Source organism: Bacillus sp. FSL K6-1106, from assembly GCF_038005245.1.
Lineage (GTDB): Bacteria > Bacillota > Bacilli > Bacillales > Bacillaceae > Bacillus > Bacillus altitudinis.
Genome location: NZ_JBBOSV010000001.1, coordinates 930,267 through 957,126 on the forward strand (window position 1 = coordinate 930,267; position 26,860 = coordinate 957,126).

28 protein-coding genes are annotated in these 26,860 nt (G+C 41.9%); 5 read left to right on the forward strand and 23 right to left on the reverse strand.

Annotation, left to right across the window (positions count from 1 at the left end):
- Positions 1 to 189: 189 nt before the first annotated feature.
- Positions 190 to 1,599, reverse strand: coding sequence for an NADP-dependent phosphogluconate dehydrogenase (gndA, locus tag MHI20_RS04795; protein WP_025207592.1), 1,410 nt, complete (start codon positions 1,597 to 1,599; stop codon positions 190 to 192).
- Positions 1,600 to 1,697: 98 nt separating this feature from the next.
- The gene (locus MHI20_RS04800; RefSeq protein WP_007501120.1) at positions 1,698 to 2,954 is read right to left on the reverse strand and encodes a DNA polymerase IV; all 1,257 of its coding nucleotides are present in this window, start codon (positions 2,952 to 2,954) and stop codon (positions 1,698 to 1,700) included.
- A 120-nt stretch (positions 2,955 to 3,074) separates the two neighbouring features.
- Here MHI20_RS04800 and MHI20_RS04805 point away from each other — a divergent pair, with 120 nt between their 5' ends.
- A complete protein-coding gene (locus MHI20_RS04805) occupies positions 3,075 to 3,356 on the forward strand; it encodes a hypothetical protein (protein WP_008342247.1) in 282 nt (93 codons plus the stop codon).
- Between the two features lie 25 nt (positions 3,357 to 3,381).
- Positions 3,382 to 4,200, forward strand: coding sequence for a membrane protein insertase YidC (locus tag MHI20_RS04810; RefSeq protein ID WP_007501121.1), 819 nt, complete (start codon positions 3,382 to 3,384; stop codon positions 4,198 to 4,200).
- 126 nt (positions 4,201 to 4,326) lie between these two features.
- On the opposite strand, the gene MHI20_RS04815 is transcribed toward MHI20_RS04810, so the two are convergent.
- From MHI20_RS04815 to mce, 4 genes are read right to left on the reverse strand one after another with little or no spacing between them, the layout of a single operon-like run.
- Complete coding sequence (locus tag MHI20_RS04815) at positions 4,327 to 4,791, reverse strand: chemotaxis protein CheW (protein WP_024718901.1); 465 nt, start codon at positions 4,789 to 4,791, stop codon at positions 4,327 to 4,329.
- A gap of 14 nt (positions 4,792 to 4,805) precedes the next feature.
- Complete coding sequence (locus tag MHI20_RS04820; protein WP_024718900.1) at positions 4,806 to 5,927, reverse strand: tripeptidase T; 1,122 nt, start codon at positions 5,925 to 5,927, stop codon at positions 4,806 to 4,808.
- Between the two features lie 16 nt (positions 5,928 to 5,943).
- A complete protein-coding gene (locus MHI20_RS04825) occupies positions 5,944 to 7,407 on the reverse strand; it encodes an acyl-CoA carboxylase subunit beta (protein ID WP_024718899.1) in 1,464 nt (487 codons plus the stop codon).
- Complete coding sequence (mce, locus tag MHI20_RS04830) at positions 7,400 to 7,822, reverse strand: methylmalonyl-CoA epimerase (protein ID WP_024718898.1); 423 nt, start codon at positions 7,820 to 7,822, stop codon at positions 7,400 to 7,402. Before mce ends, MHI20_RS04825 begins: the two co-directional genes overlap by 8 nt.
- Before the next feature lie 101 nt (positions 7,823 to 7,923).
- On the opposite strand from mce, the gene prli42 reads away from it, so the two are divergent.
- Positions 7,924 to 8,016 carry a stressosome-associated protein Prli42 gene (prli42, locus tag MHI20_RS04835; RefSeq protein ID WP_017357951.1) on the forward strand — a complete coding sequence of 31 codons (93 nt, stop codon included), beginning with the start codon at positions 7,924 to 7,926 and terminating at the stop codon, positions 8,014 to 8,016.
- A 39-nt stretch (positions 8,017 to 8,055) separates the two neighbouring features.
- Here the strand turns inward: prli42 and MHI20_RS04840 are convergent, their stop codons facing one another.
- The 6 genes from MHI20_RS04840 to MHI20_RS04865 all read right to left on the reverse strand — a co-directional run bounded on the left by MHI20_RS04840 (position 8,056) and on the right by MHI20_RS04865 (position 12,576).
- Positions 8,056 to 8,565, reverse strand: a complete 510-nt coding sequence (locus tag MHI20_RS04840; protein WP_024718897.1) for a L,D-transpeptidase — start codon at positions 8,563 to 8,565, stop codon at positions 8,056 to 8,058.
- Positions 8,566 to 8,617: 52 nt separating this feature from the next.
- Positions 8,618 to 9,571, reverse strand: coding sequence for an aromatic acid exporter family protein (locus MHI20_RS04845; protein WP_007501130.1), 954 nt, complete (start codon positions 9,569 to 9,571; stop codon positions 8,618 to 8,620).
- A gap of 111 nt (positions 9,572 to 9,682) precedes the next feature.
- On the reverse strand, positions 9,683 to 10,405 hold the full coding sequence (locus MHI20_RS04850; RefSeq protein WP_008342240.1) for an amino acid ABC transporter ATP-binding protein: 723 nt from the start codon (positions 10,403 to 10,405) through the stop codon (positions 9,683 to 9,685).
- Positions 10,398 to 11,051 carry an amino acid ABC transporter permease gene (locus MHI20_RS04855; RefSeq protein ID WP_008342239.1) on the reverse strand — a complete coding sequence of 218 codons (654 nt, stop codon included), beginning with the start codon at positions 11,049 to 11,051 and terminating at the stop codon, positions 10,398 to 10,400. The genes MHI20_RS04850 and MHI20_RS04855 overlap by 8 nt, the downstream gene beginning before the upstream one ends.
- Before the next feature lie 126 nt (positions 11,052 to 11,177).
- Positions 11,178 to 11,942: a transporter substrate-binding domain-containing protein gene (locus MHI20_RS04860; RefSeq protein WP_008342238.1), complete on the reverse strand. Its 765-nt coding sequence runs from the start codon at positions 11,940 to 11,942 to the stop codon at positions 11,178 to 11,180.
- 196 nt (positions 11,943 to 12,138) lie between these two features.
- Positions 12,139 to 12,576 (reverse strand): BrxA/BrxB family bacilliredoxin, encoded by a 438-nt coding sequence (locus tag MHI20_RS04865; protein ID WP_007501138.1) that lies wholly within the window; start codon positions 12,574 to 12,576, stop codon positions 12,139 to 12,141.
- A gap of 167 nt (positions 12,577 to 12,743) precedes the next feature.
- Here MHI20_RS04865 and MHI20_RS04870 point away from each other — a divergent pair, with 167 nt between their 5' ends.
- Positions 12,744 to 13,637 carry a YegS/Rv2252/BmrU family lipid kinase gene (locus MHI20_RS04870; RefSeq protein ID WP_058336666.1) on the forward strand — a complete coding sequence of 298 codons (894 nt, stop codon included), beginning with the start codon at positions 12,744 to 12,746 and terminating at the stop codon, positions 13,635 to 13,637.
- Positions 13,638 to 13,651: 14 nt separating this feature from the next.
- Here the strand turns inward: MHI20_RS04870 and MHI20_RS04875 are convergent, their stop codons facing one another.
- From MHI20_RS04875 to MHI20_RS04915, 9 genes are all read right to left on the reverse strand, one after another.
- Complete coding sequence (locus tag MHI20_RS04875) at positions 13,652 to 13,945, reverse strand: YesK family protein (protein WP_008342236.1); 294 nt, start codon at positions 13,943 to 13,945, stop codon at positions 13,652 to 13,654.
- A gap of 68 nt (positions 13,946 to 14,013) precedes the next feature.
- Entirely contained in the window at positions 14,014 to 15,270 is a 1,257-nt protein-coding gene (locus MHI20_RS04880; protein WP_340936998.1) for a dihydrolipoamide acetyltransferase family protein, read from the reverse strand.
- A 19-nt stretch (positions 15,271 to 15,289) separates the two neighbouring features.
- Positions 15,290 to 16,273, reverse strand: coding sequence for an alpha-ketoacid dehydrogenase subunit beta (locus MHI20_RS04885; RefSeq protein ID WP_007501148.1), 984 nt, complete (start codon positions 16,271 to 16,273; stop codon positions 15,290 to 15,292).
- Between the two features lie 12 nt (positions 16,274 to 16,285).
- Positions 16,286 to 17,278: a thiamine pyrophosphate-dependent dehydrogenase E1 component subunit alpha gene (locus tag MHI20_RS04890; RefSeq protein ID WP_039165916.1), complete on the reverse strand. Its 993-nt coding sequence runs from the start codon at positions 17,276 to 17,278 to the stop codon at positions 16,286 to 16,288.
- A 17-nt stretch (positions 17,279 to 17,295) separates the two neighbouring features.
- Positions 17,296 to 18,720, reverse strand: a complete 1,425-nt coding sequence (gene lpdA / locus MHI20_RS04895; protein WP_113767104.1) for a dihydrolipoyl dehydrogenase — start codon at positions 18,718 to 18,720, stop codon at positions 17,296 to 17,298.
- Positions 18,710 to 19,831, reverse strand: a complete 1,122-nt coding sequence (gene buk / locus MHI20_RS04900; RefSeq protein ID WP_412836547.1) for a butyrate kinase — start codon at positions 19,829 to 19,831, stop codon at positions 18,710 to 18,712. The genes lpdA and buk overlap by 11 nt, the downstream gene beginning before the upstream one ends.
- 33 nt (positions 19,832 to 19,864) lie before the next feature.
- The gene (gene bcd / locus MHI20_RS04905; RefSeq protein WP_007501155.1) at positions 19,865 to 20,959 is read right to left on the reverse strand and encodes a branched-chain amino acid dehydrogenase; all 1,095 of its coding nucleotides are present in this window, start codon (positions 20,957 to 20,959) and stop codon (positions 19,865 to 19,867) included.
- A 25-nt stretch (positions 20,960 to 20,984) separates the two neighbouring features.
- The gene (yqiS, locus tag MHI20_RS04910; RefSeq protein ID WP_035702808.1) at positions 20,985 to 21,878 is read right to left on the reverse strand and encodes a phosphate butyryltransferase; all 894 of its coding nucleotides are present in this window, start codon (positions 21,876 to 21,878) and stop codon (positions 20,985 to 20,987) included.
- Positions 21,879 to 22,003: 125 nt separating this feature from the next.
- On the reverse strand, positions 22,004 to 24,076 hold the full coding sequence (locus MHI20_RS04915) for a sigma-54 interaction domain-containing protein (protein WP_144668106.1): 2,073 nt from the start codon (positions 24,074 to 24,076) through the stop codon (positions 22,004 to 22,006).
- A gap of 149 nt (positions 24,077 to 24,225) precedes the next feature.
- Between MHI20_RS04915 and MHI20_RS04920 the strand changes: the two genes are divergently transcribed.
- Positions 24,226 to 24,462: a DUF2627 domain-containing protein gene (locus MHI20_RS04920; protein ID WP_017357960.1), complete on the forward strand. Its 237-nt coding sequence runs from the start codon at positions 24,226 to 24,228 to the stop codon at positions 24,460 to 24,462.
- Between the two features lie 33 nt (positions 24,463 to 24,495).
- Here MHI20_RS04920 and MHI20_RS04925 read toward each other — a convergent pair whose 3' ends face one another.
- A complete protein-coding gene (locus MHI20_RS04925) occupies positions 24,496 to 25,233 on the reverse strand; it encodes a glycerophosphodiester phosphodiesterase (protein ID WP_113767106.1) in 738 nt (245 codons plus the stop codon).
- A gap of 226 nt (positions 25,234 to 25,459) precedes the next feature.
- The gene (locus MHI20_RS04930) at positions 25,460 to 26,560 is read right to left on the reverse strand and encodes a Rap family tetratricopeptide repeat protein (protein WP_024718885.1); all 1,101 of its coding nucleotides are present in this window, start codon (positions 26,558 to 26,560) and stop codon (positions 25,460 to 25,462) included.
- Between the last annotated feature and the right edge of the window lie 300 nt (positions 26,561 to 26,860).

A 26,860-nucleotide genomic window follows, 5' to 3' on the forward strand; every position in this document is an offset into this window, starting at 1 on the left:
AAACACAAAAAAGACCTTACCAAAGGTAAGGTCACAGCGTGTAGACAAACCCTCGCATTCGGTTCAGTCCTGCGTGCAAAGGTTTTCTATCACGCTTAAAAGAAGACAAAGGGCTAAAATCAAGTTCATTTTAGCCCTTTGTCAACAATCTAAGACCTTACCAAGGTAAGGTCTTTTGAGGTTTTATACTTATTTCATCCATTCAGTATGGAAGACGCCTTCTTTATCTGTGCGCTCATACGTATGTGCGCCGAAGTAGTCACGCTGTGCTTGAATTAAGTTAGCTGGAAGGACAGCTGTACGATAGCTATCAAAGTAAGCAAGTGCACTTGAGAATGAAGGAACAGGAACACCTTGTTCTACTGCAAGTGAAATCACTTTACGAAGTGATGATTGATAGCTTTCTACGATATCCTTGAAGTAAGGATCAAGTAATAGGTTTTTCAATTCAGGGTTACGGTCATATGCTTCTTTGATTTGCTGCAGGAAGGCTGCACGAATGATACATCCACCACGGAAGATCATCGCAATTTCACCGTATTTCAAATCCCAGTTATACTCATCAGACGCTGCTTTCATTTGCGCAAAACCTTGTGCATATGAGCAGATTTTACTCATGAAGAGAGCTTTTCTAACAGCTTCGATTAATGCTTGTTTATCTTCAGCTGATTGAGTTGGCTCAGGCCCTTGAATTAATTGACTTGCTTCCACACGCTCATCTTTCATCGCAGAAATAAAACGAGCGAAAACAGACTCCGTAATGATTGGAAGCGGGACACCTAAATCAAGTGAGCTTTGGCTTGTCCATTTTCCAGTTCCTTTTTGGCCAGCTTTATCTAAGATGACATCTACTAGCGGCTGGTTCGTTTCCTCATCCACTTTTGTGAAAATGTCAGCTGTGATTTCGATTAAGTAGCTGTCAAGTTCGCCTTTATTCCACTCTGAGAATACTTCATGAAGCTCCCCTGCTGATAAACCAGCGACATGCTTCAAGATAAAGTATGATTCAGAGATCAATTGCATGTCTCCGTACTCGATACCGTTATGAACCATTTTGACATAATGTCCTGCTCCATCTGGACCGATATACGTTGTACAAGGTTCACCATCTACTTTCGCAGAGATGGCTTCTAAAATTGGTTTCACTAGCTCGTGCGCTTCTTTTTGACCGCCAGGCATGATAGAAGGACCTTTAAGTGCGCCTTCTTCACCGCCAGAAACACCTGTACCAATGAAGTGAATACCACTTTCTGCAAGCTCTTGGTTACGTCTTTGTGTATCCTTGTAATATGTATTTCCACCATCAATTAAAATGTCACCTTTCTCTAGGTGAGGCAGTAATGATTGAATGGTTGCATCTGTTGCTGCACCCGCTTTTACCATTAAAAGAATTTTACGCGGCGTTTCAAGCGATTGAACAAATTCTTCAATGCTGTATGTGCCTACAACGTTTTTCCCTTGTGATTCTTGAAGAAACTCTTCTGTTTTGCTGCTAGATCTGTTATAAACGGACACGGAGAAACCGCGGCTTTCAATATTTAGGGCAAGGTTTTTCCCCATAACGGCTAGTCCAACGACACCGATTTGTTGTTTTGACATAATTCTGACGTCCCTTCTAACACACTATATTGATTACTGCTGAAATGATGTACCCTTTGAAATTACCACAACATCACCTCTTTTATCAAGTTTTCAGGCTAGTCATTTCCTCTTTCGTCCTGAAAAAAGTCTTTATTAAAACTTGTACCACTTGTTTTGCTCTCTTTTTCCTTAATGGTCACTCCTCTTTGAATGAGTGGTTTACCGTATTTTTCTTTCAGTCCGTCTAAAAGAGATTGGAGCGGTTCGTCTTTTGCATCTTCTGTATAAGAGAATAAATCAAGTTGCTTGACGGCTGATTTTCGTTCCACAAGATCGGTCCCCGTCACGCCTAAAAGTCTTACTGGCTGGTCATTCCAATGCTTTAGGAATAGCTGCTTTGCCGCCTCAAATAGATCTTCCTTTCGATCAGTAGGATTCGTGAGTGTGACGCTCCGTGTGATATTTTTCCAGCTTGCATACCGAATCATAATGAGCAGCCGGTTTGCCATCACTTCTTTTCTTCGTAATCTGGCACTCACCGATTGCGACAGTTTCTCTATTAATGAGACGAGTTCATCTGTATCATCAGAATCGTGAGGAAGAGTGGAAGAATTGCCGACAGATTTAAATTCGTATATTCTTTCTGGGTCGACAATGCCGTCATGCTCTCCGTTTGCCTTTTGCTTTAACCTCGGTCCATTGATGCCTAATAACTCTTTTAGCGCATATTCATTCGCTTTCGCTAAATCTTCAATTGTATGAATTCCGATGGTTTTCAGCTTATCTGCCGTTTTCTGTCCAACCCCATGCATGTCACCTGCAGGGAGCGGCCAGAGCATTGTCGGGACATCTCGTTTACGCAAAATGGTAATGCCCATTGGCTTTTTCCAATTAGACGCCATCTTCGCTAGAAATTTATTTGGTGCAATGCCAATACTCGAAGGAAGCATGAGCTCTTCTACGAGCCTCGTTTGAATATCATGAGCGGTTTTCACGGCATGCTCAGCATAAGGTGTATCGGTTAAATCAATATAGCCTTCATCAATTGAAACGGGTTCAACTAAGTCACTATATTCTCTTAGTATGGTAAACATTTCTTGTGAGGAGCTGCGGTACCGGTCGAAGTTGGGTGTACGCACAATCAGTCCCGGACATAGCCGCTTCGCTTCCCAGAGTGGCATCGGCGGCTTCACCCCGAGTGCTCTTGCCTCGTAGCTGCAGGTCACAACTATCCCTTTGCGCTCTTTTGCATTTCCGCTAATGGCTAAAGGTTTCCCTCTCAAAGAAGGATCATACGCCATTTCTACCGATGCATAAAAACTATTCATATCAATATGAAAAATGATTCGCCCCTTCTTTTGAGAATCAGCCATTCGCTTGCCTCCTTAGGTGATCTACTTTCCTTCACTTCACCGTGATTTCACCTGTTTGTTCCATTAGACATTTCATATGGTGTATAGTACACTGTGAGTAATGAAATGGATGTGATAATCATGATTATTGATACATTCAATGAAGTCTTTTTCCTTGTTGAATTCTTTACGATTATTCTTCCAGCGCTGACCGCCATCGGCATTGCCTTCTTATTAAAAGACTGCCGAATGAACGAGCACCTCGGAGGACATCGTTTAGAAGAGTTGGATGCATCTTGTTTGAATCGAACAGACTTTCTGTTTATCATATATGATCGCATTACAACTTGGATTAGTAAAGTCATTCGAATGAAAAGATCATCAAATGATGATGAAGACCATTCGCTTCCTCTCTCTTATTAGATTTTATTATTGAGGAGGAAACGAATTGAAACGTTTATTGACTATTTGTACGACTTTATTTTTGATGATGGTAGCGTCACCGGCATTTGCTGCAAGTGCGCAAACAAATACAAGCTCTGATGGGTTTTTCCATCATTATTTTGTTCAGCCTTTTTCTGAGTTGATTATCTGGCTTGCGAACTTTTTCCATGATGACTACGGTTTATCTATTATGTTCGTGACATTGATTGTCCGGCTGCTTATTTTCCCACTTTTTGCAAACCAATTTAAAAAGCAGAGAGTGATGCAAGAGAAAATGGCACTCGTTAAACCTCAGATTGACCAAATACAAAGCAAATTGAAAAAAACGAAAGAACCTGAAAAACAAAAAGAACTGCAAATGGAAATGATGAAAGTATATAAAGACAACAATGTGAACCCGCTGGCAATGGGCTGTCTGCCGATGCTGATTCAAATCCCAATTGTTCTTGGCTTTTACTCAGCAATCCGCTCAACACCTGAGATCGCAACACATTCGTTCTTATGGTTTAACTTAGGACAAACTGATCTTTTGGTGGCGATCTTTGCAGGGGCCATGTATTTCTTGCAATTTTATGTCACACAAAAATTCGCAAAGCAATCAGGCACCCAAACAGAAGCCGCACTGAAACAAGCAAAAATCATGGGCATGATTTTCCCAGTCATGATGCTGTTTCTATCAATTAATGCTCCCGCTGCTCTTCCTTTATATTGGATGACAAGTGGACTTTTACTCACCATTCAAACGATTATTTTAAATGTGATGTACCAAAAATCAAAAACAAAAGCTGCGGCAAACGATTCAATTAACCCAGCAGCTGAATAAATGATAGCCCCCTTACCCGAACATGATAAGGGGGCTTTATTTGTCTTCTGTAGAGCGCAACAAATAAAAGATGCGTGAGCTCCGGCACGCAAAATGACCCCTTATCCATGGATAAGGGGCCTTTGTTTATGCTAATTCCTCTTTCAATCGCTCAGGCAATTGATCAAGATCCTCAATTTTCCCTAGAAACTTATTAGGGTCCACTTGTAAAATCATCTTGCTCTCTCTCTCAACGACGCCGAAGAAATATTCAGATGCTTTTGTGTTCATATGAAATGGCTTGATCTCACTTAGCTCGATATCAATGATATCTTTTGCATCAGAAACAAGGCAGCCAATCATTTGATCGTTTAATTCAAATAGTAGAACCTTAGACTGTTCGGTTACATCCAGAGGTTTTCCGTGCAGCATGACACCTGTGTCACTGACTGGAATGACCTCTCCTCTTAACGACATGAGTCCTTTAATCTCTTTTGGAAGGTTCGATACTTCTTGTAAATAAGGGACCTTCTCAATTGAGCGTATATGTTCTACGCTGATACCAAAATCCTCTTGTCCCACTTGGAAAATAATGATCTTTTGCGTGCTCACAGAGTCTCCTGCCTTTACGATGGATTTGTCGTTTCTTCGATAATGGCGAGAACCATTTCAGCTGTCTTGACTAATTCTTCAATCGGCATTTTTTCATTTTTCGTATGAATATCTTCATATCCAACAGCTAGGTTGACGGTCGGGATGCCGTTTCCAGCAATGACGTTTGCATCACTGCCTCCCCCGCTTGTCTGTAGTTCTGAAGGACGGCCAATTTTCGCAGCCGCTTTTTTCGCCACTTCAACGACTTGATCGCCGTGTGAGAATTTAAAGCCTGGATACATGATGTCAATTTGTACATCGGCACTTCCGCCCATTTCTTTAGCGGTTTTTTCAAAGGCTTCTTTCATTTTCGCTACTTGCTCTTCCATTTTTGCCGGTTCTAAAGAACGTGCCTCTGCCAAAATATCCACTTGATCACAGACAATATTCGTTTGTGTTCCGCCTTCAAAGCGGCCGATATTCGCCGTTGTTTCTTCATCAATACGGCCAAGCGGCATGCTCGCGATCGCTTTTGATGCAATCGTAATCGCAGAGACGCCTTTTTCAGGTGCCACACCTGCGTGAGCTGTTTTTCCGTAAATGGTTGCACGTACTTTCGCCTGTGTTGGCGCAGCCACGATGATGGTACCGACCTTGCCATCTGAATCAAGCGCATAACCATATTTTGCTGTCATCAGTTTCGGATCTAACGCTTTTGCTCCTACAAGTCCTGATTCTTCACCAGCTGTAATGACAAATTCAATCTTGCCATGCGGTACATTTTTCTCTTTTAGGACACGGATCGCTTCAAACATTGCAGCAAGCCCTGTTTTATCGTCAGCACCAAGAATGGTTGTGCCATCTGTCTTGACATAGCCGTCTTCAATGACTGGCTTAACACCATTACCTGGTACAACTGTATCCATATGAGAAGTAAAATAAATCGTATCTGCCTCTTGATTCCCTTCAAGTGTGCAAATAAGATTGCCTGCTCCATGGCCGGTTGTCTCTTTTGAATCATCTTCAACTACATTAAGCCCTAAACCAGTAAATTTCTCTTTTAGGACTTCAACAATTTTTTCTTCATGTTTCGTTTCTGAATCGATTTGAACAAGTTCTAAAAATTCGTCTAATAAGCGTTTCTCATTGATCATGATGATGTTCCTCCTCTTATAGCGGCATGTTTCCATGCTTTTTTAACGGTCTATCTTCTTCCTTACTGCGAAGCAGGTCAAATGAGCGAATGAGCCGCTCTCTCGTTTCATCTGGCATTAAAATATCGTCGATTAATCCTAATTGTGCTGCCTTCATGACACTAGGTTCATTGTCCACCTCACGCAAAGCAGGATGAACAATTTCGTCTGCAAACGATTTTCCCATGACATCAATTTCTGCCTCTGGCCATGCATACACAAAGTCAGCACCTAAGCCCTTACTATTCATCGCAACGTATGCACCGCCAAACGCCTTTCGCAAAATCACAGTGATCTTTGGAACGGTCGCCTCAGCGTACGCATACAGAAGCTTTGCGCCGTGGCGGATAATGCCTGCATGCTCAGCTTTCTCACCTGGCAAAAATCCAGGAACGTCCACAAGGGTTAAAATGGGAATATGAAATGCATCGCAAAATCGAATAAATCGAGCCGCTTTATCAGCAGCATCGAGGTCAAGGCTTCCTGCCAGCACCTTAGGCTGATTGGCTACAAGACCAATGGAAGACCCTTGTAATCTGGCAAAACCTGTGACGATATTTTTGGAGAAACAACGCTGCGTTTCAAAAAATGAGCCGTGGTCGGTGATCGCTGTCACCACTTGTTTGACATCATAAGTACGTGATGGCTCCTTTGGCAAGATGTTCCCAAGATCGCTCGCATCATGCTTTTGGACCTTACGATGAATGACAGGCCGTCGTTTCGTTGGTATGTACGTTAAAAGCGTTCGAACTGCTTTTAACACGTCTCTCTCATCTTTCCCTGTATAGTGCACATTCCCGCTTGTTTGATGCTGAACTGCTGCACCTCCAAGCCGGTCAGGACAGACCGTCTCCCCTGTTGCTTTTTCTATCACTTTCGGACCAGTTAAAAACATATGAGCTGTTTGCTCCGTCATGAATACAAAATCCGTCAATGCAGGTGAATATACTGCACCTCCCGCACAGGAGCCTAAAATAACGGATATTTGCGGAATTTGACCAGAGTACAGCACATTCCGTTTAAAAATCTGACCGTATCCCTCTAATGATACCACACCCTCTTGAATTCTCGCACCACCTGAGTCTTTTAGACCGATAACAGGCATTTGATTTTTAGCAGCCAAATCCATTAAAGCCGCTATTTTTTTCGCATGCATGTCCCCTAGCGAACCCCCGTACACGGTCGCATCTTGTGCATAAACGCCTACTTGTCTCCCATGAATCAGTCCCGTCCCAGTGACAACGCCATCCCCTAAATGTTCTGAGCGGCAGCCTTTAGCAAATGACTGGATTTCCATAAAGCTGCCTTCATCAAGAAGTTCATGAAGCCGCTGACGAACAGTCAGCTTTCCTTTGTTTCGGTGAGCCGCTGCTCGTTTTTCACCGCCGCCCCTTAAAGCTTTCTGGCGCCATTCAGACAAGTCATTGAACGATTCATGCATCTTCCTGTTTCTCTCCTTTCAAAGGCTCACACAATTCAATTAGCACACCTGACGTTTCTTTTGGTGAAATAAACGCAATGCGCTTTCCGTTCGCACCATTTTGTGCGCCCTTTTGAATGAGCTGTACACCGAGCTCGTCAAGTTGACTGAGATCAGCCTGAATGTCACCTGACTTTAATGCAATATGATGAAGCCCCTCTCCTCTTTTTATTAAAAAGGTATGTAATGTGCTGTGATCCGACATCGGTTCAATCAACTCAATGTGCAGATCACCTAGGGAAGCAAAAGATACTTTGACCCCTTGATTCGGAAGTACTTCTATGTCTGAAAATTCCCAGTTAAACAGATTGGAGAACGTACGTGCTGTTTTTTGAATAGAAAAAACGGCAATGGCTATATGATCGATTTGATTCATCCGTTCACTTCCTTTGTACATCACTTGTCGCCTGCGTAAAAACGAGCTAGAATAAAGAAAGGTGCGCTCGTCGCAAAAACATTTGATTATAGGGGTGCGATATGTCTCAGAAATTCATGAAATTTATGGTATTGCTCATGATTAGCTTACTGTTAATTTCTTCACTTTTAGCAGGAGCGGCAGCCTTTTTATAAAGTGTTGATAAAAAAGCAGACAAGCAGGTGATTCGTTTTTTAACGAATGGCCTGTTTGTCTTTGGCCAGTTTCTCAAATGCATCGCTTGATGTCGTGATCCATACCTTTGTACCAACTGGAATCTGATCAAATAGCCGTTCTACATCTTGATTATGAAGACGTACACAGCCTGCCGTAATAAATTTCCCTATCGATGTCTCATCACTTGTTCCATGAATGCCATAGGTTCTCCCGTCGGTTCCTCGCGCATCAAATCCAATCCACCTTCGGCCGAGTGGGTTATTCTTCGCGCCGCCTTCAATATTTTTTCTTCTGTAATAAGGATCTTTCGCTTTGATTATAATCGTAAATTCACCTTCTGGCGTTAAATCAGCTGTTTTGCCAGTAGAAGCCGGGTAGACTTTTTGAATTTTCCCATGATCAATATACGCAAGCTCGTTCGTTTGTTTATTAATAATGACATACGGATCTCCTGGAAGCGGGTTTTGCCCGAGCGGCCAGATGGGTGAAAGGGACATGGTCAGCACAGTATAAAATAAAAGACGCATAGGCTCCTCCTTTTTCATTAGATTGACCAATGAAGGAGGAACTCATGCGTCTTTATTCTTTCATCCCTTTAAAATAGCTTTTCAGTACCAAATATTGTTCCATTTCCCCGAGAAAATGAAAGAGTGCGGCTCTAGCTTCAAATTCTTCACGTGTTTGCGGAAGCGGCAGTGCATCGAACTCTTCTTTCATATCAATCAGGCGTCTTAAGAACTTATGCGCCGTGTTCCCTGGGTGAATATGTTCTCGTAAATCTCTAATATATTCTGCAATGATTTGCCCATGCTCCGTTGTAACAGAAATGGAGGTAATTTTCGGAAGCACCCGCTCAATGATTTCAAATTGCTTTTGTCTCATGTTGAAATAATGATAATACAGATTTTCATGTCTTAAGACATGATTTTCAACATCACGGTATGCAAGAGCTTTCGCTTCTTTAATCAATTGATGCGTCTCTGGAATTTCTTTTCCTGTCCAGTCTTGTTTTCCGGTCATTAAATATTGCTCGATTTCTTCAAAGATTTTCGCAAAATTCGCTTCAATTTGTTCACTGTATTGTTTCAGCTTTTTATCAACGCTAGGCATATACAGGTTCATAATGAGTGCGACCCCTACACCAATGGTGATGAGTAAAAGCTCATTCCAGATGAGATGAAGCGTAATGCCTCCAGACATATACAAATGAAGGATGATCACTGAACTTGTGACAATTCCTTCTTTAATCCGAAGCAAGACCGTTGTTGGAATAAAGACGAGCAGCATCAGTCCAATGACGAAAGGATGATACCCAATCAGATCAAAAAACAAATAAGAAAATAAGATGGCAAGACTGCATGCGGCAAAGCGAGCCCCCGATGCGAGGAGTGACCTTTTTTTCGTCACCTGAATACAAAGGATCGTAATAATGCCGGCAGCTGAATAGTTTTGCAGACCGAGCATTTGTGCAATATAAATGGCTAGAGCTGTTCCTAATGCTGTTTTCAGCGTTCGGTAGCCGATTTTAAACATGATGTGATTCACTCTTTTCTGTCTACTTTTGTGAAATGATGAACTTTTTTTACTTTCCCCATTATAATCAAAAAAAGAAGGAGATGTTAAGTCTCCCCCTCGTTTTTTTCATTATAATATTTTTTGTAAGAAATCTTGAGCACGCTGTGAAGACGGAGATTCAAAGAATTCTACAGGATTTGCATCCTCTACAATTTTCCCATCATCCATAAAGATCACACGGTCTGCCACTTCTTTTGCAAAGCCCATTTCATGTGTGACGATCATCAGCGTCATCCCAGATTGAGCGAGCTCTTTCATGACCTCTAATACTTCCTTTACCATTTCTGGATCAAGAGCAGACGTCGGCTCGTCAAAAAGCATGATGTCTGGTGTCATCGCAAGGGCACGTGCAATGGCGACACGCTGCTTTTGACCACCTGACAGCCGGTTCGGATAATCATCTTTTTTCTCTAAAAGTCCTACCTTTTTTAAAAGATCCTCTGCCTGCTTGATGCTGTCTTCCTTCGATTGGTTCTTTACATTCATCGGCGCATACGTAATATTTTCTAGCACTGTTTTGTGCGGGAATAAGTGAAAATGTTGAAACACCATACCAATATTCTCGCGCACTTTTAGTGCATTTGTTTTTGGATTGGTAATTTCCGTCCCCTGAATCGTAATCACTCCAGAAGTCGGCTTTTCAAGTAAGTTAATACAGCGAAGAAATGTTGATTTTCCTGAACCAGACGGCCCGATGACAGCTACCACTTCGCCTTCTTTAATCGTGGTATCAATCCCTTTCAACACTTCATTTTTACCGAAAGATTTTGTGAGTTTCTCTATTTTAATCATTTGATTTTAACTTCCTTTCCACCGATTTGCCGACGAAGGTAAGAATAAGCACGATGACATAATAGATGAGACCCGCAAAAATAAGCGGTTCAAGATAGTTATAGGTGACGGCACCTGCTTGATAGGCTCGTCTCATGACATCGCCCAGTCCAATGACTGTGACAATCGCTGATTCTTTTGTCAGTGTAATCGTTTCGTTCACTAGTGCTGGGGAAATATTTTTGAATGCTTGCGGAAGCAATAAGTCCTTCATCATTTTAGCATACGGGATACCTAAAGCAACGGCTGCTTCTTTTTGCCCTTTATCAATGGCATTGATTCCCGCACGAATGATCTCAGAAACGTACGCCGCCGAGTTTAGTGAAAAGGCGGCTACAGCAGCCCAGTATTGATCAATTTGAAAGCCGAGCAGCTGGGGAAGACCAAAATAAATAATCAAAAGCTGAAGCACAAGCGGTGTGCCTCGGAAGATTGACGTATAAAAATCGGCTAGCCAGATAAGCGGCTTAAACACACTAATTTTACAGAGCGTTAATAAGATTCCTAAAATAAAACCAAGGAACAGTGATACCACAACAATAGAAAGCGTTACTTTAAGACCTTCTAAAATAAAGGGCATCTGAGGTATTACATCTTTAAAATCCATCATGATATTCTCCTTTTTTTCCTTCAGATAAAATCAAAGAATAAACAGGAAAAAAGTTCAACACATGTTGAACTTTTCAGCGCTTTCTACTTGATTTTCATGAATGACGCTGATCCTTTTCCTGACTTACTTTTCATCAGCAAACCATTTTTTAATGAGTTTATCAAGTTCGCCATTATCCTTCATTTCTTTTAATGATTTATTGAATTTCGCTGTTAAGTCGCTATTTTTTTTGAATGCAATGGCTGAACCTTCGTTTGAGCTATTCAATCCAAATGCTTGGAAATCTTTTTCCTTTTTCAAGTAGCCAGCCGCTACTTTATCTTCAATAATGGCTGCATCAAAACGGCCTGCTTTAATTTCTTGAATGATATCAGAGATTTTATTACGATCTTCAACCGTTAAGTTATATTTCTTTTGCAATCCGTTTGCTTCATCTTGCTGGATAGAACCTAATTGAACGCCAACCGTTTTGTCTTTTAAATCTTTCTCTGTTTTTATACCGCTAGATTTTTTTGATACAACCAAGTTTTCAGCATTGTAGTAAACATCTGAGAAATCAACTTGTTTTTTACGCTTTTCAGTAGGTGTCATGCCTGCAAGCACAATATCAGCTTTATTTGTTTTAAGTGCTGACACGAGGCTTGCAAAGTCCATATCTTGAATTTCTAGCTTGTAGCCGTTCTTTTTCGCTAGAGCTGTAGCAAGGTCGACATCAAAACCGATAATTTTATCACCGTCTTTTGATTCAAATGGCGGATAATCTGCTGAAGTCGCCATAATGAGTGTTTTGTCGTCTCCTGATGCGTTTGAATTATTAGAAGAAGTTCCGCATGCTGCTAGTGCAGCTGCAAGACCAGCTGTCATAAGTAATAATAACCACTTTTTCATATGATAATGCCTCCTAGTATTTAAAATCATGAGTAGATTTGAATATTTATTCACTATAATGTATTTTAAACACTTTCTTTTTGATATGCAATAGTATTTTGCTAAAATTATTTTGATTCGTATGTCATATAAAACAAAAAAACAGACCGATCAAAAGACCGGACTGCCTCTAAATGATTCATTCAAAAGTAACATGTTACACTTCTTCGCAATACTCATCGAAAGCGGCTTGAAGTTTTGACACCACTTCCATCGGTTCATGTCCTTCGATTTCGTGACGTTCGACCATTTTAATGATTTTCCCGTCTTTTAATAGAGCAAATGATGGTGAAGATGGCGGGAAGCCTTCAAAGTATTCACGTGCTCTTGCGGTTGCTTCTTTGTCCTGTCCAGCAAACACTGTGAGCAATTGATCTGGACGCTTATCGTAATGAACAGAATAACCAGCCGCTGGTCTAGCAATACCGCCTGCACAGCCGCACACTGAATTCACCATGACAAGTGTCGTTCCTTTTTTCGTCAGTGCTTCATCGACTTCTTCAGCTGTAGTCAGTTCCGTATAACCTGCCTGTTTAATCTCTTCTCGTGCTTGTTTCACAATATCATTCATAAATAAATTAAAATCAATATTCATAACCGTCCACTCCTTCTACGTACCAAACCATTTTAACTACATCATAACAAGGAAAACGCCGGCGGGCAAATGTCTTGTTTCGCCCCCTTCACTTTTTTCAAACGTCGTTTATGACCTGTGGAATTGGGGAAAAGTGATAGTAAAGTGATGAAAGGGAGAACTGCGTGATGGCACAATTCAAAAAAGCGATACTCATTTATAACGGAAATGCTGGACAAAAAAACATGGAAAAAACACTAGGTCAAACAGTGCCTCTTCTTTCTTTACATATTGATGAACTCATCCTTAAGCCTACAAAACAGCCGAATGATGCCTATCATTTCTGCCGTGAGATGGATGAGTCGGTTGAATTGCTGATTATACTAGGCGGAGACGGAACCGTCCATGAATGTATGAATGGAATTGGCGGTTTAGAAAAAAGGCCGACTGTAGCGATCTTACCTGGCGGGACGTGCAATGACTTTTCTAGAACGCTGGGCATCCCTCAGCAGATGCCAAAGGCCGCTCAAATGGTGATAGATGGCACTGAAAAAAAGGTCGATTTAATCAAAGCAGAGGATCGATACCTTTTAAATTTTTGGGGGATTGGTCTCATCGCAGATACCTCAAACAATATTAATGATAAAGAAAAAGCTGTCCTCGGAAAAATCAGCTACTTCACGAGCGCTCTTCGAACCCTTCAGCAGACAGAACCTTTCTACGTACGCATTGAAACCGAAGAGGAAAACTGGGAAGAAGAAGCTGTGATTGTCCTTGTCATGAATGGGCACTTTATCGGTACAAATAAATTAGATCTGCCAAATGCTTCAATTGATGATGGAAAAGCCGAAATTTTAATTTGCAGAAATACGAGTTTCTCTGCTTTAAAAGAGATTTTTTCAATGAACCGCGAAGAGCTAGAAGATTTTAAAGGGGACCTGTCTCTTATACAAGCATCCCGCATTCATATTCATACTAAAGAGGAAATGGATGCAGATACAGATGGTGAAGTATACATGACCGCTCCTTCTTCCCTTGAAGTATTAAAACAGCATTTGACCTTTATCGTTCCAGCAGAATAAAGAAAACGCCTGCATCATTTCGATGCGGGCGTTTTTTTGATATAACGTCTGTATAAATATTCAAGTGCATACCCTAGCAGTGTACCTATCAGAAGGGAAATGCCTAATAAACTATTGGCGACTCCTTTAAATCCTCCTATCATCAACAAGCAATAGGCGATTTGAATGATTGAAACGATCGATATGATGAGCAGTAAGCGTTCAGGATGATTGCGTGATTTGGAAATATACCGAAGAAAAGCGAACGCAATGGCTGTGATAAACATCAGACCGATCGTAAGAAAAGCAAAAAAATCTAGTCCAGACATCTCATCGCTCCTTTCTGATTGATATGGAAATCCCCCTCTCATTGTGAGAAGGGGACATATAAATGAGCTTAATAGACGGACGTCTCTTCGTCAATGCCTTCAAGAATTTGTTTGATTCTTTGCAGGAATCTACCGCATACAAGACCATCGAGTACTCTATGATCTAATGAAAGACAAAGATTCACCATATCTCTTGCGGCAATCATTCCATTTACAATCATCGGGCGCTTTACAATAGATTCTACTTGTAAAATGGCTGCTTGCGGATAGTTAATAATTCCCATTGATTGAACCGAACCAAATGATCCTGTGTTGTTCACAGTGAAAGTGCCGCCTTCCATGTCACTTTGCTTCAGTTTGCCTTGTCTGACCTTGAAAGCAAGTTCATGAATTTCTTTGGCGATTCCCTTAATCGTTTTCTCATCCGCATCTTTAATCACTGGGACAAAAAGAGCGTCATCTGTCGCAACAGCAATGGAGACATTGATCGCTTTCTTTTGAACAATTTTATCACCAGCCCACATGCTGTTCATTTCAGGGAATTCTTTTAAGGCCTGAGCCACTGCTTTGACAAAGAACGCAAAGAACGTCAAATTAAAGCCTTCTTTTGCTTTGAATTGATCTTTCAGCTGATTTCTTCTTGTCACAAGGTTTGTCACATCCACTTCCATCATCGTCCAGGCATGTGGAATTTCATGCTTGCTTCTTAGCATGTTTGCGGCAATCGCCTGTCTAATCGGCGTGACCGGCAGTTCAACATCTCCAGGCATTGAAGAGATGGAAGGAGCCGCTTTTGCTTGTGACGGTTGCGCAGGTTCTGTTTGACCCGTACCTTCACTCACAGGTGCTGCCGTTTCTTTTACGCCTCCACTTTCGATAAGCTTCAGCAAATCTTTCCTTGTGATTCTGCCGCCAGCTCCCGTTCCTTGAACAGTCGCTAAATCAATTCCGTGCTCATCTGCTAAACGCAGGACTGCCGGAGAGTATCGTTTCTTTTGACTCTGATCCACATTTGTTTGGTCAGGTTCTGGTGCTTCATCTTGCGCAGGCGCCTCTTCTATTTTCGCACTCTGCTGCGCACTGCCTTCTACTTCAATTTCACAAAACACTTCTCCTACTTGAAGTGTATCACCCTCTGCAGCCGCTAGTTTAGTGATTGTTCCTGTAAAGGATGACGGAACCTCTGCATTTACTTTATCTGTCATGACTTCCGCAATCGGATCGTATTTATTCACATGATCGCCAGGTGAAACGAGCCATTTGCTAATGGTTCCTTCTGTTACACTTTCACCAAGCTGAGGCATTTTCATTTGTTCAGTTGCCACTTTGAAACCCTCCTCTTTCTTAAAACGCCGCTAGTTCTCTCATTTCAGCTTCTACCTTATCCGGATTAACCATGAAGAATTTCTCCATTGTCGGTGCATAAGGCATTGCAGGGATATCAGGTCCTGCTAGACGTTTAATAGGCGCATCTAAATCAAACAAGCAGTGCTCTGAAATGATGGCAGCTACTTCACTCATGATGCTTCCTTCTTTTGTATCTTCTGTTAACAAGAGTACTTTCCCTGTTTTTGATGCCGCTTCAATAATCGCTTCTTGATCAAGCGGGTACACTGTACGTAAATCAAGAATATGAGCAGAAATTCCGTCCTTCGCAAGGCGCTCTGCTGCTTGGAGGGCAAAATGAACACAAAGGCCATATGTAATGACCGTAATGTCATCGCCTTCTCGTTTCACATCCGCTTTTCCAATAGGGAGCGTATAATCCTCTTCAGGCACTTCTCCTTTAATGAGACGGTATGCACGTTTGTGTTCAAAGAACAATACAGGATCTGGATCACGCACTGCGGCTTTTAACAACCCTTTGACATCATAAGGTGTAGAAGGCATCACAATCTTTAAGCCTGGCTGATTGGCAAAAATGGCTTCGACCGATTGTGAATGATAAAGCGCCCCGTGTACGCCGCCCCCGTAAGGAGCACGAATGACCATTGGGCAGCTCCAATCATTATTGGAACGATATCTAATTTTTGCAGCCTCTGAAATGATTTGGTTGATGGCTGGCATAATAAAATCCGCAAATTGCATCTCCGCGATCGGACGCATTCCATACATAGCAGCCCCAATACCTACACCTGCAATCGCTGATTCGGCAAGAGGTGTATCCATGACGCGCGCTTCTCCAAATTGCTCGTAAAGACCCGCTGTTGCTTTAAATACGCCGCCTTTTTTCCCGACATCCTCTCCGAGCACAAACACTTTCGGATCTCGCTCCATTTCTTCTTTCATCGCTAATGTGATAGCGTCTATATATGACATAACAGGCATTTTTCTTCCCCCTTACTCCGCATACACGTAACGAAGTGCGCTTTCTGCATCGGCATAAGCTGCGTTTTCCGCTTCATCAGTGGCTTCGTTTACGATTTGCATGATTTCTTTTGTCATCTCTTCTTTCATTTCAGAAGTCATGACATTTCCTTCGATTAAGTACGTTTCATATTGAATGAGCGGATCTTTCTTTCTTGCTTCGAGCACTTCTTCTTTTTCTCGATAGCTAGAATCATCGTCATCACTTGAATGCGCAGTTAACCGGTAAGAAATGGTTTCGATCAATGTTGGGCCTTCGCCTCTTGCCGCACGGTCTCTCGCTTCTTTGACCGCTGCATACACTTCAAGCGGATCATTTCCATCAACCGTCACTCCAGGCATTCCGTACCCTATTGCACGATCTGAAATACGCTCACATGCCACTTGTTTGTCATACGGGACAGAAATCGCATACTTATTGTTTTCACACATGAATATAACAGGCAGCTTATGCACCGCAGCAAAGTTGGCGCCTTCGTGGAAGTCCCCTTGGTTTGAAGAGCCTTCACCGAACGTGACAAAGCTAACAAAATTCTTTTGCTCTAGACGCCCGGCAAGTGCGATTCCAACCGCATGAGGAACCTGTGTTGTCACAGGTGATGATCCAGTCACAATTCGGTTTGATCTTTGCCCAAAATGACCTGGCATCTGTCTCCCGCCTGAGCTTGGATCGTCTTTTTTCGCAAAACCAGACATCATTAAATCTTTCGCCGTCATCCCGAATGCAAGGACAACCCCCATATCACGGTAATAAGGTAAAACGTAATCCTCTTCCCTATTGAGGGCAAAAGCGGCACCGACTTGCTGCGCTTCCTGTCCTTGACAAGAGATGACGAATGGAATTTTTCCAGAACGGTTTAAAAGCCACATCCGTTCATCAATTTTTCTTGCTAAAAGCATGGTTCTATATATGTCAATCGCTTGTTCATCTGATAATCCTAATTCCTGATGACGCATGTTACTCATCATGTTTCCCTCCTTGATTAAAAATGGATCGCCTTTCCGTCAACAGCCAGTGCTGCCTCGCCAATTGCTTCTGACAAGGTTGGGTGCGGGTGGATCGTCTGTCCCACTTCCCACGGAGTTGCATCTAGTACTTTGGCTAATCCAGCTTCAGATATCATATCTGTTACATGAGGACCAATCATATGAATCCCTAAGATATCATCTGTCTTTTGGTCAGCAATGATTTTGACAAATCCATCAGACTCTCCAAATACAAGCGCTTTTCCGATGGCCATGAAGGGAAACTTCCCAATCTTGACTTCGTAGCCTTGCTCTTTTGCCGCCTGTTCAGTCAGTCCAACACTAGCGGTTTCTGGGTGAGAGTAAACACATTTAGACACGAGCGTTTCATCAAGTGGCTTTGGATCTTGACCAGCCATATGTTCCACTGCAATCATGCCTTCATGTGATGCGACATGCGCCAGCTGAAGACCGCCAATGACATCACCTATTGCGTAAATATGCGACTCTTTCGTTTGATAATGCTCATTCACGACAATGCCTTGCTTTTCTGTCTGGATGTCCGTGTTTTCAAGTCCTATGCCTTCCACGTTTGGCACTCGGCCAACTGAGAGAAGCAGTTTCTCTGCTTCAAACGACTGAGTGTCTCCACCTTGTTCGACTTGGATCTTGACGAGATTCTCGTGCTTTTCGGCAGTATCTGGCAGAACCTTCGCATTTGTCACTAAGGTGATGCCCTTTTTCGTTAAAAGCTTTTCCATTTCTTTAGAAATATCTTGATCCTCTGTTGGCAAAATGCGATCTGCAAATTCGATTACTGTGACTTTTACGCCAAAATCGTTAAGCATGGAAGCCCATTCGATCCCAATTACGCCTCCGCCGACAATCAGCATGGACTGAGGGAGTTCTTGCAATTCAAGTGCTTCGTCTGATGTAAGGATGTGTGTTCCATCCGCTTCAAGCCCAGGCAGGACGCGCGGTCTTGACCCAGTCGCAATGATGACCTGCTTTGGAATCAGCATTTCATTTTCATCGCCATTCGCCATTTCTACCGAGATGGTGCCTGGCATTGGCGAAAAGATCGAAGGGCCTAGGATACGGCCTATTCCTTCGTATACATCAATTTTCCCTTGTTTCATTAAGTGTTTGACGCCGCCTGCTAATTTGTCGACAATCTCTGTTTTTCTTTTTTGTACGTTGGCAAATTGTAAGGCAATTCCGCTTGCTTCAACGCCAAAATCAGCGGCACGTTTGACCGTTTGATAGACTTCTGCACTTCTAAGAAGCGCTTTAGATGGGATACAGCCTTTATGAAGACATGTTCCACCGAGCTTTGATTTTTCTACGACTGCTGTTTTCAATCCAAGTTGAGAGGCACGAATGGCCGCTACATAGCCACCTGTGCCTCCACCAAGAATGACGAGGTCATATTCAGTTGCCATGACTTGTCACTCCTTTCTCCGCCTTTTGATCATTTGGGTATTCTTTTGGTGATTCTTCTTCTTTTAAAATGCGAAGCGCCCCTTCTGCTAAGGATTGCAATTCATTTTCACCTGGGTACACAACAACATCTGAAATCCAGTCAATGTATCCTCTAATGCTTGACGTAATTCGTTTGCTGTACGCAAGGCCACCTGTTAACACAATGACGTCAACAGCTCCTTTTAAAACCGCACTAGCCGCACCGATTTCTTTGGCAATTTGATAGCACATCGCTTCATAAATAAGCGCCGCACGCTCATCGCCTGCTTCAATCATGCGCTCTACTTTTACTGCATCTGTCGTACCAAGATAGCCCGCAAGACCGCCTTCGCCAATAATACGTTTGAGCATTTCCTCTTGCGAATATTCACCAGAAAAGCATAAATTAACAAGGTCACCTGTTGGAAGAGTACCTGCCCGCTCTGGGCTGAAAGGACCCTCGCCATGAAGACCGTTATTCACATCAATGACTTTTCCTTTTTGATGTACACCAATCGTAATTCCACCGCCCATATGGGTAATGATCATGTTCAAATCTTCGTAACGCTTTCCAAACGAAGCAGCCGTTTTTCTTGCGACTGCTTTTTGATTTAACGCATGAAAAATGCTTTTCCGCTCAATTGTTGGCAGTCCTGAAATACGAGCAATCGGCTGCAGTTCATCTACGACTACGGGATCAACAATAAAAGCTGGGATGTTAAGGCCAAGTGCAATTTCTCGGGCAATAATTCCGCCTAGATTAGAGGCGTGCTGGCCAGCATACCCTTCTTTTAGATCTTCAACCATTTGCTCGTTTACTTCATATGTGCCACCTTCAATCGGACGAAGAAGACCACCGCGTGCGCAAACTGCATCAAACTTTGAGATGTTCATCCCCTGTTCATGCAGTGTTTTCAAAATGGTTTCTTTACGGAATGAAAATTGATCAATGATATGAGGAAATTGCTTGATTTCCTCATCTGTATGTCTTAATGTCGTTTCAAAAATAGATCGTTCATTATGAAACACACCGATTTTTGTTGAAGTAGAGCCAGGATTAATAGTGAGAATACGCCATTCTTTTGTCAGCAAAAACAAAACCTCCGTTTCAACTCATTCATCCATTTAGCGACGACTTAAAATATGTTGACCATTTTGCAGGAATTGGCTTCTTGATTTGCGCATTCTTTCAATTCGCTCTTCAGCCAATCGGTCTGCCGCTTTATAAGTTGGAATGGCATCACGGTTAGAGATTTCAATCACTCGCTCAATGTTTTGGTAAATGCCTTCTACTTTTTTCATTGCACGATCTGCATTATAGCCATAAAGCTCATCTGCAACGTTAATCACACCGCCTGCATTGATCACATAATCCGGTGCATACACAATGCCCATTTCATGAATAAGATCTCCATGATGTGTTTCTCTCAGCTGGTTATTCGCTGCACCTGCGATGACTTTTGCCTTTAATTTAGGAATTGTCACATCGTTAATGGTTGCACCGAGTGCACATGGTGCGTAAATATCACATTCTTGATCATAAATATCATCAGGGTCTACCGCTTTTGCACCGAAGTCTTCTACAGCTCGCTGAACTGAGTCTTTGTTGATATCAGTGACGATGAGCTGTGCGCCTTCTTCATGCAGGTGTTTACATAGGTTGTAAGCCACGTTTCCAACACCTTGAACGGCAATTGTTTTTCCTTCTAATGAATCTGTACCGAATGCTGCTTTTGCAGCTGCTTTCATCCCTTTATATACACCGTAAGCAGTCACTGGAGATGGATTTCCTGAAGAACCAAATGCAGGAGAGATGCCTGTGACAAAGTCTGTTTCTTCATGGATAAGATCCATATCTTCTACCGTTGTACCGACATCTTCAGCGGTGATATAACGGCCATTTAATCCTTGAATGTAACGGCCAAAAGCACGGAACATTTCTTCATTCTTGTCTTTTCTCGGATCACCGATGATGACCGTTTTACCGCCGCCAAGGTTAAGCCCTGCCGCCGCATTTTTATAAGTCATACCTCTTGCAAGACGCAAGGCATCTTCGATAGCTGCTTCTTCATTTTCATATGTCCACATTCTTGTTCCGCCGAGTGCCGGCCCAAGTGTTGTATCATGAATGGCAATGATGGCTTTTAAACCAGACTGTTCATCCTGACAAAATACAAGCTGTTCATAATCGTATCGTTCCATATATTTAAAAAGTTCCATTTTCTATTCCTCCTAATACTTTCGCTTAATTAGATGTACAGATGGCAAGTGCAATTGAATAGAGCTTGCTTTCAGCTGAATCAGACCGGCTTGTTAAAGCAATCGGTGCTTTCGCTCCTGCCACCACAGCTCCCACTTTTGCATGAGCAAAGTAGATGAGAGATTTATAAAGAATGTTGCCTGCTTCAATGGTTGGCACAAGCAAAATATCTGCATGACCAGCCACATCACTCGTAATATTTTTATGAGAAGCTGCCGTTTGAGAAATGGCATTATCTAAAGCAAGCGGCCCATCAATCAGACAGCCAGAAATTTGACCTCTTCGATTCATTTGCGCAAGGCTTGCAGCTGTGAGCGTCGAATCCATCGCTGGGTTTACGACTTCTACCGCTGATAATACAGCCACTTTTGGCATATCATTTCCGACAGCTTGTGCGACTTGAACGGAATTCACCGTAATTTCTTTCAGCATATTTAAATCAGGCGCAATGTTCATCGCAGAGTCCGTCACATAGATAAAACGGTCAAAGCCAGGTACTTCGAAGGCTGCAACATGTGAAAGGACACTCGCTGTCCGAAGCCCATATTCTTTATTTAGGACAGCTTTTAACAGTATGGCTGTCGGGACATGACCCTTCATGAGAATATCTGCATGATTTTCACTTACTGCCTGAACGGCAATTTTGGCAGATTCTTCGGGTGAATCTGAATGAATAATATCTATCCAGTCTTCATTAATCTCATGCTGTTTGACTAGCTCCTTTAGGTTGCGTTTGTTTCCAACCAGCAGGAAGCGAGCGACTTTTCGTTCGATTGCCATTTTGATGGCATGAAGCACTTCTTCGTCTTCTGCATGAGCCACAGCCGCTGTTTTATTCTGCAGCTGCGAGGCTTTGATAATCAGATCGTCAAGCTTCATACTTGCCCACCTTTCCTTGTGCTCGGTTCCTCTTTTTATATGCAAGTTCCGTGCCAGCTTGAAATGTGTGAAAAATAAGCCTTTTTGCAAAGAAATTATGCAATTTCTTGCAGGTTACGTGCATGTTACTGCATGCTATCTTTTGCAAGCTGATACTTATCCATTTTATAGTAAAGATTTCGAATGCTGATCCCTAACGTTTTCGCTGTTTTTGTGCGATTGAATTGATGTTTTTCAAGGGTTTGTTTGATCAACTGCGCTTCAAATGCTTCTACAGCATCCGAGAGCGTCTCCCCCTCAAATTGACTAACAGCCAGTTCCTGCTGCTCTTTTTCCTCATGATCGTCTGACTCCATGAAGGCGATATGCGCTTCATCGATCCATTCTTCTTGCGGATTCAAAAAGATCATCGCTCGTCCAAGCACATTTTCAAGCTCTCTCACGTTGCCTGGCCAGCTATATGATCGAAGTCTATTAAGCGCACGATCTGTTAAGCCGCTGACGTTTCGCCCATAGTCTAAATTGATCTTCTGGATGAGGCGTTTACTTAATGATTCAATATCTTCGAGACGCTGCCTGAGCGGTGGGATCGATATCGGGTATCTGTTCATTCGATAATATAAATCCTCTCTGAACTTTCCTTCTGCCATCGCCTTTTCAATATTGACATTTGTCGCTGTGATCACACGCACATCAACCGGTATCGCTTTCGTTCCGCCTACCCGAACAATTTCTTTTTCCTGCATGACACGCAGCAATTTCGCTTGGGTACTTGGCGTCATTTCACCGATTTCATCTAAAAAGATACTGCCGTGATTGGCTTCTTCAAACAGCCCTTTTTTCCCGCCACGCCTTGCACCAGAAAACGCTCCTTCCTCGTAGCCAAACAGTTCTGACTCTAAAAGAGTTTCTGATAAGGCAGCACAGTTGACACGGACAAAGCGGTTGTACTTGCGATCACTTTCATTGTGAATGGCATGCGCAAACAGCTCTTTCCCAGTACCTGATTCTCCGCGGAGTAAAATGGTTGCCGGCGTTTTTGCGCCCAGCTTTGCCTGCTCAAGTGCGACAAGCATTTGTTCACTTTCTCCAATAATGTCTTCAAATGTGTACTTTGCTTCAAGTGTTCGGATGAGCTGTCTTGCTTTATTTAATTCATTCGTCAATGATTGAATTTCGGATACATCGTGAATGACCCCGACACTGCCTTTTAGAATGCCGTCAACAATAACAGGTGCTACATTGACGATGACATCTTTTTTATTTGGACCAACCTTCATTCTGACGCCTCGAACTGGTCTTCTTGTTTCAAGCACCTTTAAGTGCATGCTTTCCCCTTCGGAAATATCAGCTCCTGCTGGTTTACCCACGACCTCTTTATCCGTTAAACCGGTCATTTTCGTATAAGCACGGTTGATCAAAATACCTTTCCCCTGCTCATCGACAACCGATATGGCTTCATCTGATGATTGAATAATAGCCTCAAGCATCGTTCTTACTTCTTTGAGGTTCGTTACTTCCTCCGCAAGCTCCACCGCATCTGTAATGTCTTTAAAGATCGATAAAGCACCTAACATTCTCCCCGCGTCATCAATAATCGGCAGACGGGTGGTCACAATTTGAATTTGCTGATTCAAAAATTGCTTTTGGTTAAATTCTGGCTCCCTTGACCTTAATATATCGGGAAGTTTCGTGTTCGGAATCACTTCTCGAATGTGACGGCCAATCGCATCCTTTTGCGAACACCCCACCATTTTGGCAGCCGATCGATTAAACAGGACCACTTCTTCATCCATATTAATAAAAATCATGCCATCATTCGTTGCATTAAAAATGCGGTCATGTTTATAGGTTTGTTCCTTCAATATTTGAATAAGCTGTTGTTTCTCTGCCATTAATTCTGAAATGACGTATGCCATCGAGCTTGGCACAATCACAGCATGCTCTGGTTTTTGTTCAATTAATTCTTTCAGTACAGCAGAACTGCCTGTGGTTTCAATGATGATATCAATGTCATCTTTTATGTATTCTTTCCAATCCGTCGTCGTCTCAATTCCATTCTTTTTCGCTTCATCCATCCCCGGTGCCTCGAGATCAAGGTCGGCGATCGCAATGATTTGAACCGTATTTGTTTTCAGCAATGTTTCAAGCAGTGCTGATCCACCTTGTCCTGCACCGACAATCAAGACTCTCTGCATCCCGTTACCCCTTTATATGAAAAATTTTGCACACCATATTTTTCCGTTGCAAAAAATTGCACAACACCTATATTACCACGTTTTCCTTTCTTGACAAAATATTTTTTGAATTAGACAATGGAAGTAAATGACGTTTAAGGGGACATTTGATGGGGAGAATACTGGCATTAGTGATTATTTTAATACCTGGAGCCTTTGCAGCACTTGGCATTAAGCTGCTGCGTGACACTGTTTTCGGCATCATCATTGCACCATTTCCATATTTATGGCTGCAAGGAATTGCAGGGTTGTTATTTTTAGGGGGAGGTCTTTACGTTGTTGCAGGATTTATTTTATATAGGGACCGTAAACGAAATAAAGTAACAACTCGTTTTAAGCAAAGGTAATCATGAAAAAGACCCGCTATTGATAGCGGGTCTTTATTTCATTTCTTCTCTTATTTTGACGGCTCGATCAGGAAAATCAGTAAAGATTCCATCAACACCCAATCTCAACATATTTTTTATTTGCTTCTCACTGTTTACAGTAAACGGTCTAATCACTTGTTGGTCCGCATGGAGAGCGGCTACTACTTCTTTCGTCACCCCAGCGCCCTTTATATTCGGATGGTAGCCCTTTGCCGGGATTGTTTTTAAATACATGTCCGGCTGATGAATCACATCCATTGTGAGGACCGCCAGTTCAATGTGCGGCATCAGCTTGTGAAAAAGAGCTAAGCTGCCGTGATGAAATGATGAGACAAGCACTCGATCCTCTATTTGAAAGTGCTCAATTTGCTCTTTTACTTTTTCTTCAATCCCTGGATATCGATAAATAGAATTTTTTAATTCGATGTTGATCATAAAGGATGATCTTTGCGTCACTAGCTCTAATACTTCTTCTAAAAGAGGAATGGTGACCGCACCCGTTTCTTCATAGAAAGAATGACTGGCATCTCCTCTTTTTAACTCTTCATATGTATAGTCTTTCACTAACCCTTTCATATTGGTCGTTCGGTTCAGCTTTTCATCGTGAATGACAGCTAGTCTGCCGTCTTTGGTGAGCTGAACATCAAGCTCAATCCCATCCGCTCCAGAATGGAGTGCGTGCTCAAAGGCAATCATGGTGTTCTCTGGATAGTTTCCTTTAAAGCCTCTATGTGCAAAAATTTTCGTCATATGCCACCTCTAAATATGATGATTACCTATATTATGACGTGTCTTTTTTCGTTTTTCCAGTTTGAGCACATAAAAAAACCTCTTCTAATAAGAGAGAAGAGGTTGACAGGTAAATTCGATCACGTAATCGCTCTGATGGCTTGCTCTGTCGTCTCTGCGTCAAGAGCAAAAAGGGAAGAAACAACTGCGACTGCTGTAACGATTGTTACACCTAACAACAACTTTTTCATAAGATAACCTCCACTTTCTTTTGAAGTATTTGTGCATCGAATTTCTTTTCAAGAAAACGAATGGCATTTTGATAATCATTTCGTTCCTTGAAGTATTTCGATATTTGTTCAGACAAATCCTCAAGCTCCACATATAATCTATTTTTTTCTATGTAGTCTAATTTTTCAGAGAATACGTCTGCTGCTCCACTATTTTCGCACATCAAATCCAAAATTTCAAATTTTACTATATATTCATTATTTTGGATATCACAGCTATATTGAATCCCCTCTTTAATATATTCTTTCGCCTCATGATCTCCTAAATGAACTAAGGCATTTGCGAGAACATATAAAGATTGGATGAAATAATGGCTATTGTCGCGATGAATTTGAATGCCCATCCCTTTTTTGGCGTATTGCGCGCTTTTTTCATAATCAGGTTTTGCGTAATAAAGAACCGCTAAATTGTGATAGCACTTCCCAATCAGCACTTCATTGTTAATGCGCTTACTTTTCTCAAGTGCCTCTTGGTACTTTTCCTCAGCTTCATCAAATTGTAGTAAATCTATACAGTTGCTCGCATGCAAAATCAAGCTGTCAATCGCCTGTGCGGTATATTCCTCATGAGCTTTAAACGTATCAATGGCTTTTTTAATATGATTAATGGAAATGAAATTTTGCTTCAGTTCGTAATAAATGGAAGCGACTTTATGATGAAAAGTTCCTACTTCAAGATCTTCATTCACACGTTTTAGACGCTGCTCAGCAATCTTATAAAAACTAATCGCCTCATCATATTTTTTGACATAGGCAGCATATTGGCCTTTATAAAAGTAAAAATAAAAATTAATAATGTCATCTGCTTTTTCATCCAGCGTTCCGACACTTTTCATAATCTGATTGGCTTTTTCAATATTTCCAAGTAACATTTCATGTCTGCCGTCGACTAGCTGATAATAAAGAAGAACTTCTCGATCCTCATCTGTATTTTTTAGCAAATTCTGAATTTTCTCTTTATAGACAGCAGATTTTTCTAGGTCATTCTGAGAAATGACCCTCGTCCACTTGCTAATTTCGTTCGCAACCTCAGCAGAGTGGATTTTCAGCTTTCCCATAACCTCACCCTCTTCTTTTCATTATTATAGCATAGTAAAAGAATGTGAAAATTATTAAATTCGACAATGGGAATATTCAGTTCAAATGGCACAATCTCTAAGAAGCCAGTGACTTTAAAACGCCAACCAATCAGGTCAATAGAAATAGAACTTTCGATCTCATTTACTTTATTTACTAATTACATAAGACCTTTTCCTCTCATCCTTTTTCTTACGAATGAGCGTTTTCTTCTTCTATAAGCCAATTGATTAGCGTAGCTGATTACCACTATTTTATGTCCTATTCATTTCTTTCATGCT

Bases quoted from the DNA above. Each gene is read 5' to 3' on its own strand.
- gndA (WP_025207592.1), bottom strand. From the start codon at position 1,599: ATGTCAAAACAACAAATCGGTGTCGTTGGACTAGCCGTTATGGGGAAA.
- MHI20_RS04800 (WP_007501120.1), bottom strand. From the start codon at position 2,954: ATGGCTGATTCTCAAAAGAAGGGGCGAATCATTTTTCATATTGATATG.
- MHI20_RS04805 (WP_008342247.1), top strand. From the start codon at position 3,075: ATGATTATTGATACATTCAATGAAGTCTTTTTCCTTGTTGAATTCTTT.
- MHI20_RS04820 (WP_024718900.1), bottom strand. From the start codon at position 5,927: ATGATCAATGAGAAACGCTTATTAGACGAATTTTTAGAACTTGTTCAA.
- MHI20_RS04825 (WP_024718899.1), bottom strand. From the start codon at position 7,407: ATGCATGAATCGTTCAATGACTTGTCTGAATGGCGCCAGAAAGCTTTA.
- mce (WP_024718898.1), bottom strand. From the start codon at position 7,822: ATGAATCAAATCGATCATATAGCCATTGCCGTTTTTTCTATTCAAAAA.
- prli42 (WP_017357951.1), top strand. From the start codon at position 7,924: ATGTCTCAGAAATTCATGAAATTTATGGTATTGCTCATGATTAGCTTA.
- MHI20_RS04840 (WP_024718897.1), bottom strand. From the start codon at position 8,565: ATGCGTCTTTTATTTTATACTGTGCTGACCATGTCCCTTTCACCCATC.
- MHI20_RS04845 (WP_007501130.1), bottom strand. From the start codon at position 9,571: ATGTTTAAAATCGGCTACCGAACGCTGAAAACAGCATTAGGAACAGCT.
- MHI20_RS04850 (WP_008342240.1), bottom strand. From the start codon at position 10,405: ATGATTAAAATAGAGAAACTCACAAAATCTTTCGGTAAAAATGAAGTG.
- MHI20_RS04855 (WP_008342239.1), bottom strand. From the start codon at position 11,051: ATGGATTTTAAAGATGTAATACCTCAGATGCCCTTTATTTTAGAAGGT.
- MHI20_RS04860 (WP_008342238.1), bottom strand. From the start codon at position 11,942: ATGAAAAAGTGGTTATTATTACTTATGACAGCTGGTCTTGCAGCTGCA.
- MHI20_RS04865 (WP_007501138.1), bottom strand. From the start codon at position 12,576: ATGAATATTGATTTTAATTTATTTATGAATGATATTGTGAAACAAGCA.
- MHI20_RS04870 (WP_058336666.1), top strand. From the start codon at position 12,744: ATGGCACAATTCAAAAAAGCGATACTCATTTATAACGGAAATGCTGGA.
- MHI20_RS04875 (WP_008342236.1), bottom strand. From the start codon at position 13,945: ATGTCTGGACTAGATTTTTTTGCTTTTCTTACGATCGGTCTGATGTTT.
- MHI20_RS04885 (WP_007501148.1), bottom strand. From the start codon at position 16,273: ATGCCTGTTATGTCATATATAGACGCTATCACATTAGCGATGAAAGAA.
- MHI20_RS04890 (WP_039165916.1), bottom strand. From the start codon at position 17,278: ATGAGTAACATGCGTCATCAGGAATTAGGATTATCAGATGAACAAGCG.
- lpdA (WP_113767104.1), bottom strand. From the start codon at position 18,720: ATGGCAACTGAATATGACCTCGTCATTCTTGGTGGAGGCACAGGTGGC.
- bcd (WP_007501155.1), bottom strand. From the start codon at position 20,959: ATGGAACTTTTTAAATATATGGAACGATACGATTATGAACAGCTTGTA.
- yqiS (WP_035702808.1), bottom strand. From the start codon at position 21,878: ATGAAGCTTGACGATCTGATTATCAAAGCCTCGCAGCTGCAGAATAAA.
- MHI20_RS04915 (WP_144668106.1), bottom strand. From the start codon at position 24,076: ATGCAGAGAGTCTTGATTGTCGGTGCAGGACAAGGTGGATCAGCACTG.
- MHI20_RS04920 (WP_017357960.1), top strand. From the start codon at position 24,226: ATGGGGAGAATACTGGCATTAGTGATTATTTTAATACCTGGAGCCTTT.
- MHI20_RS04925 (WP_113767106.1), bottom strand. From the start codon at position 25,233: ATGACGAAAATTTTTGCACATAGAGGCTTTAAAGGAAACTATCCAGAG.
- MHI20_RS04930 (WP_024718885.1), bottom strand. From the start codon at position 26,560: ATGGGAAAGCTGAAAATCCACTCTGCTGAGGTTGCGAACGAAATTAGC.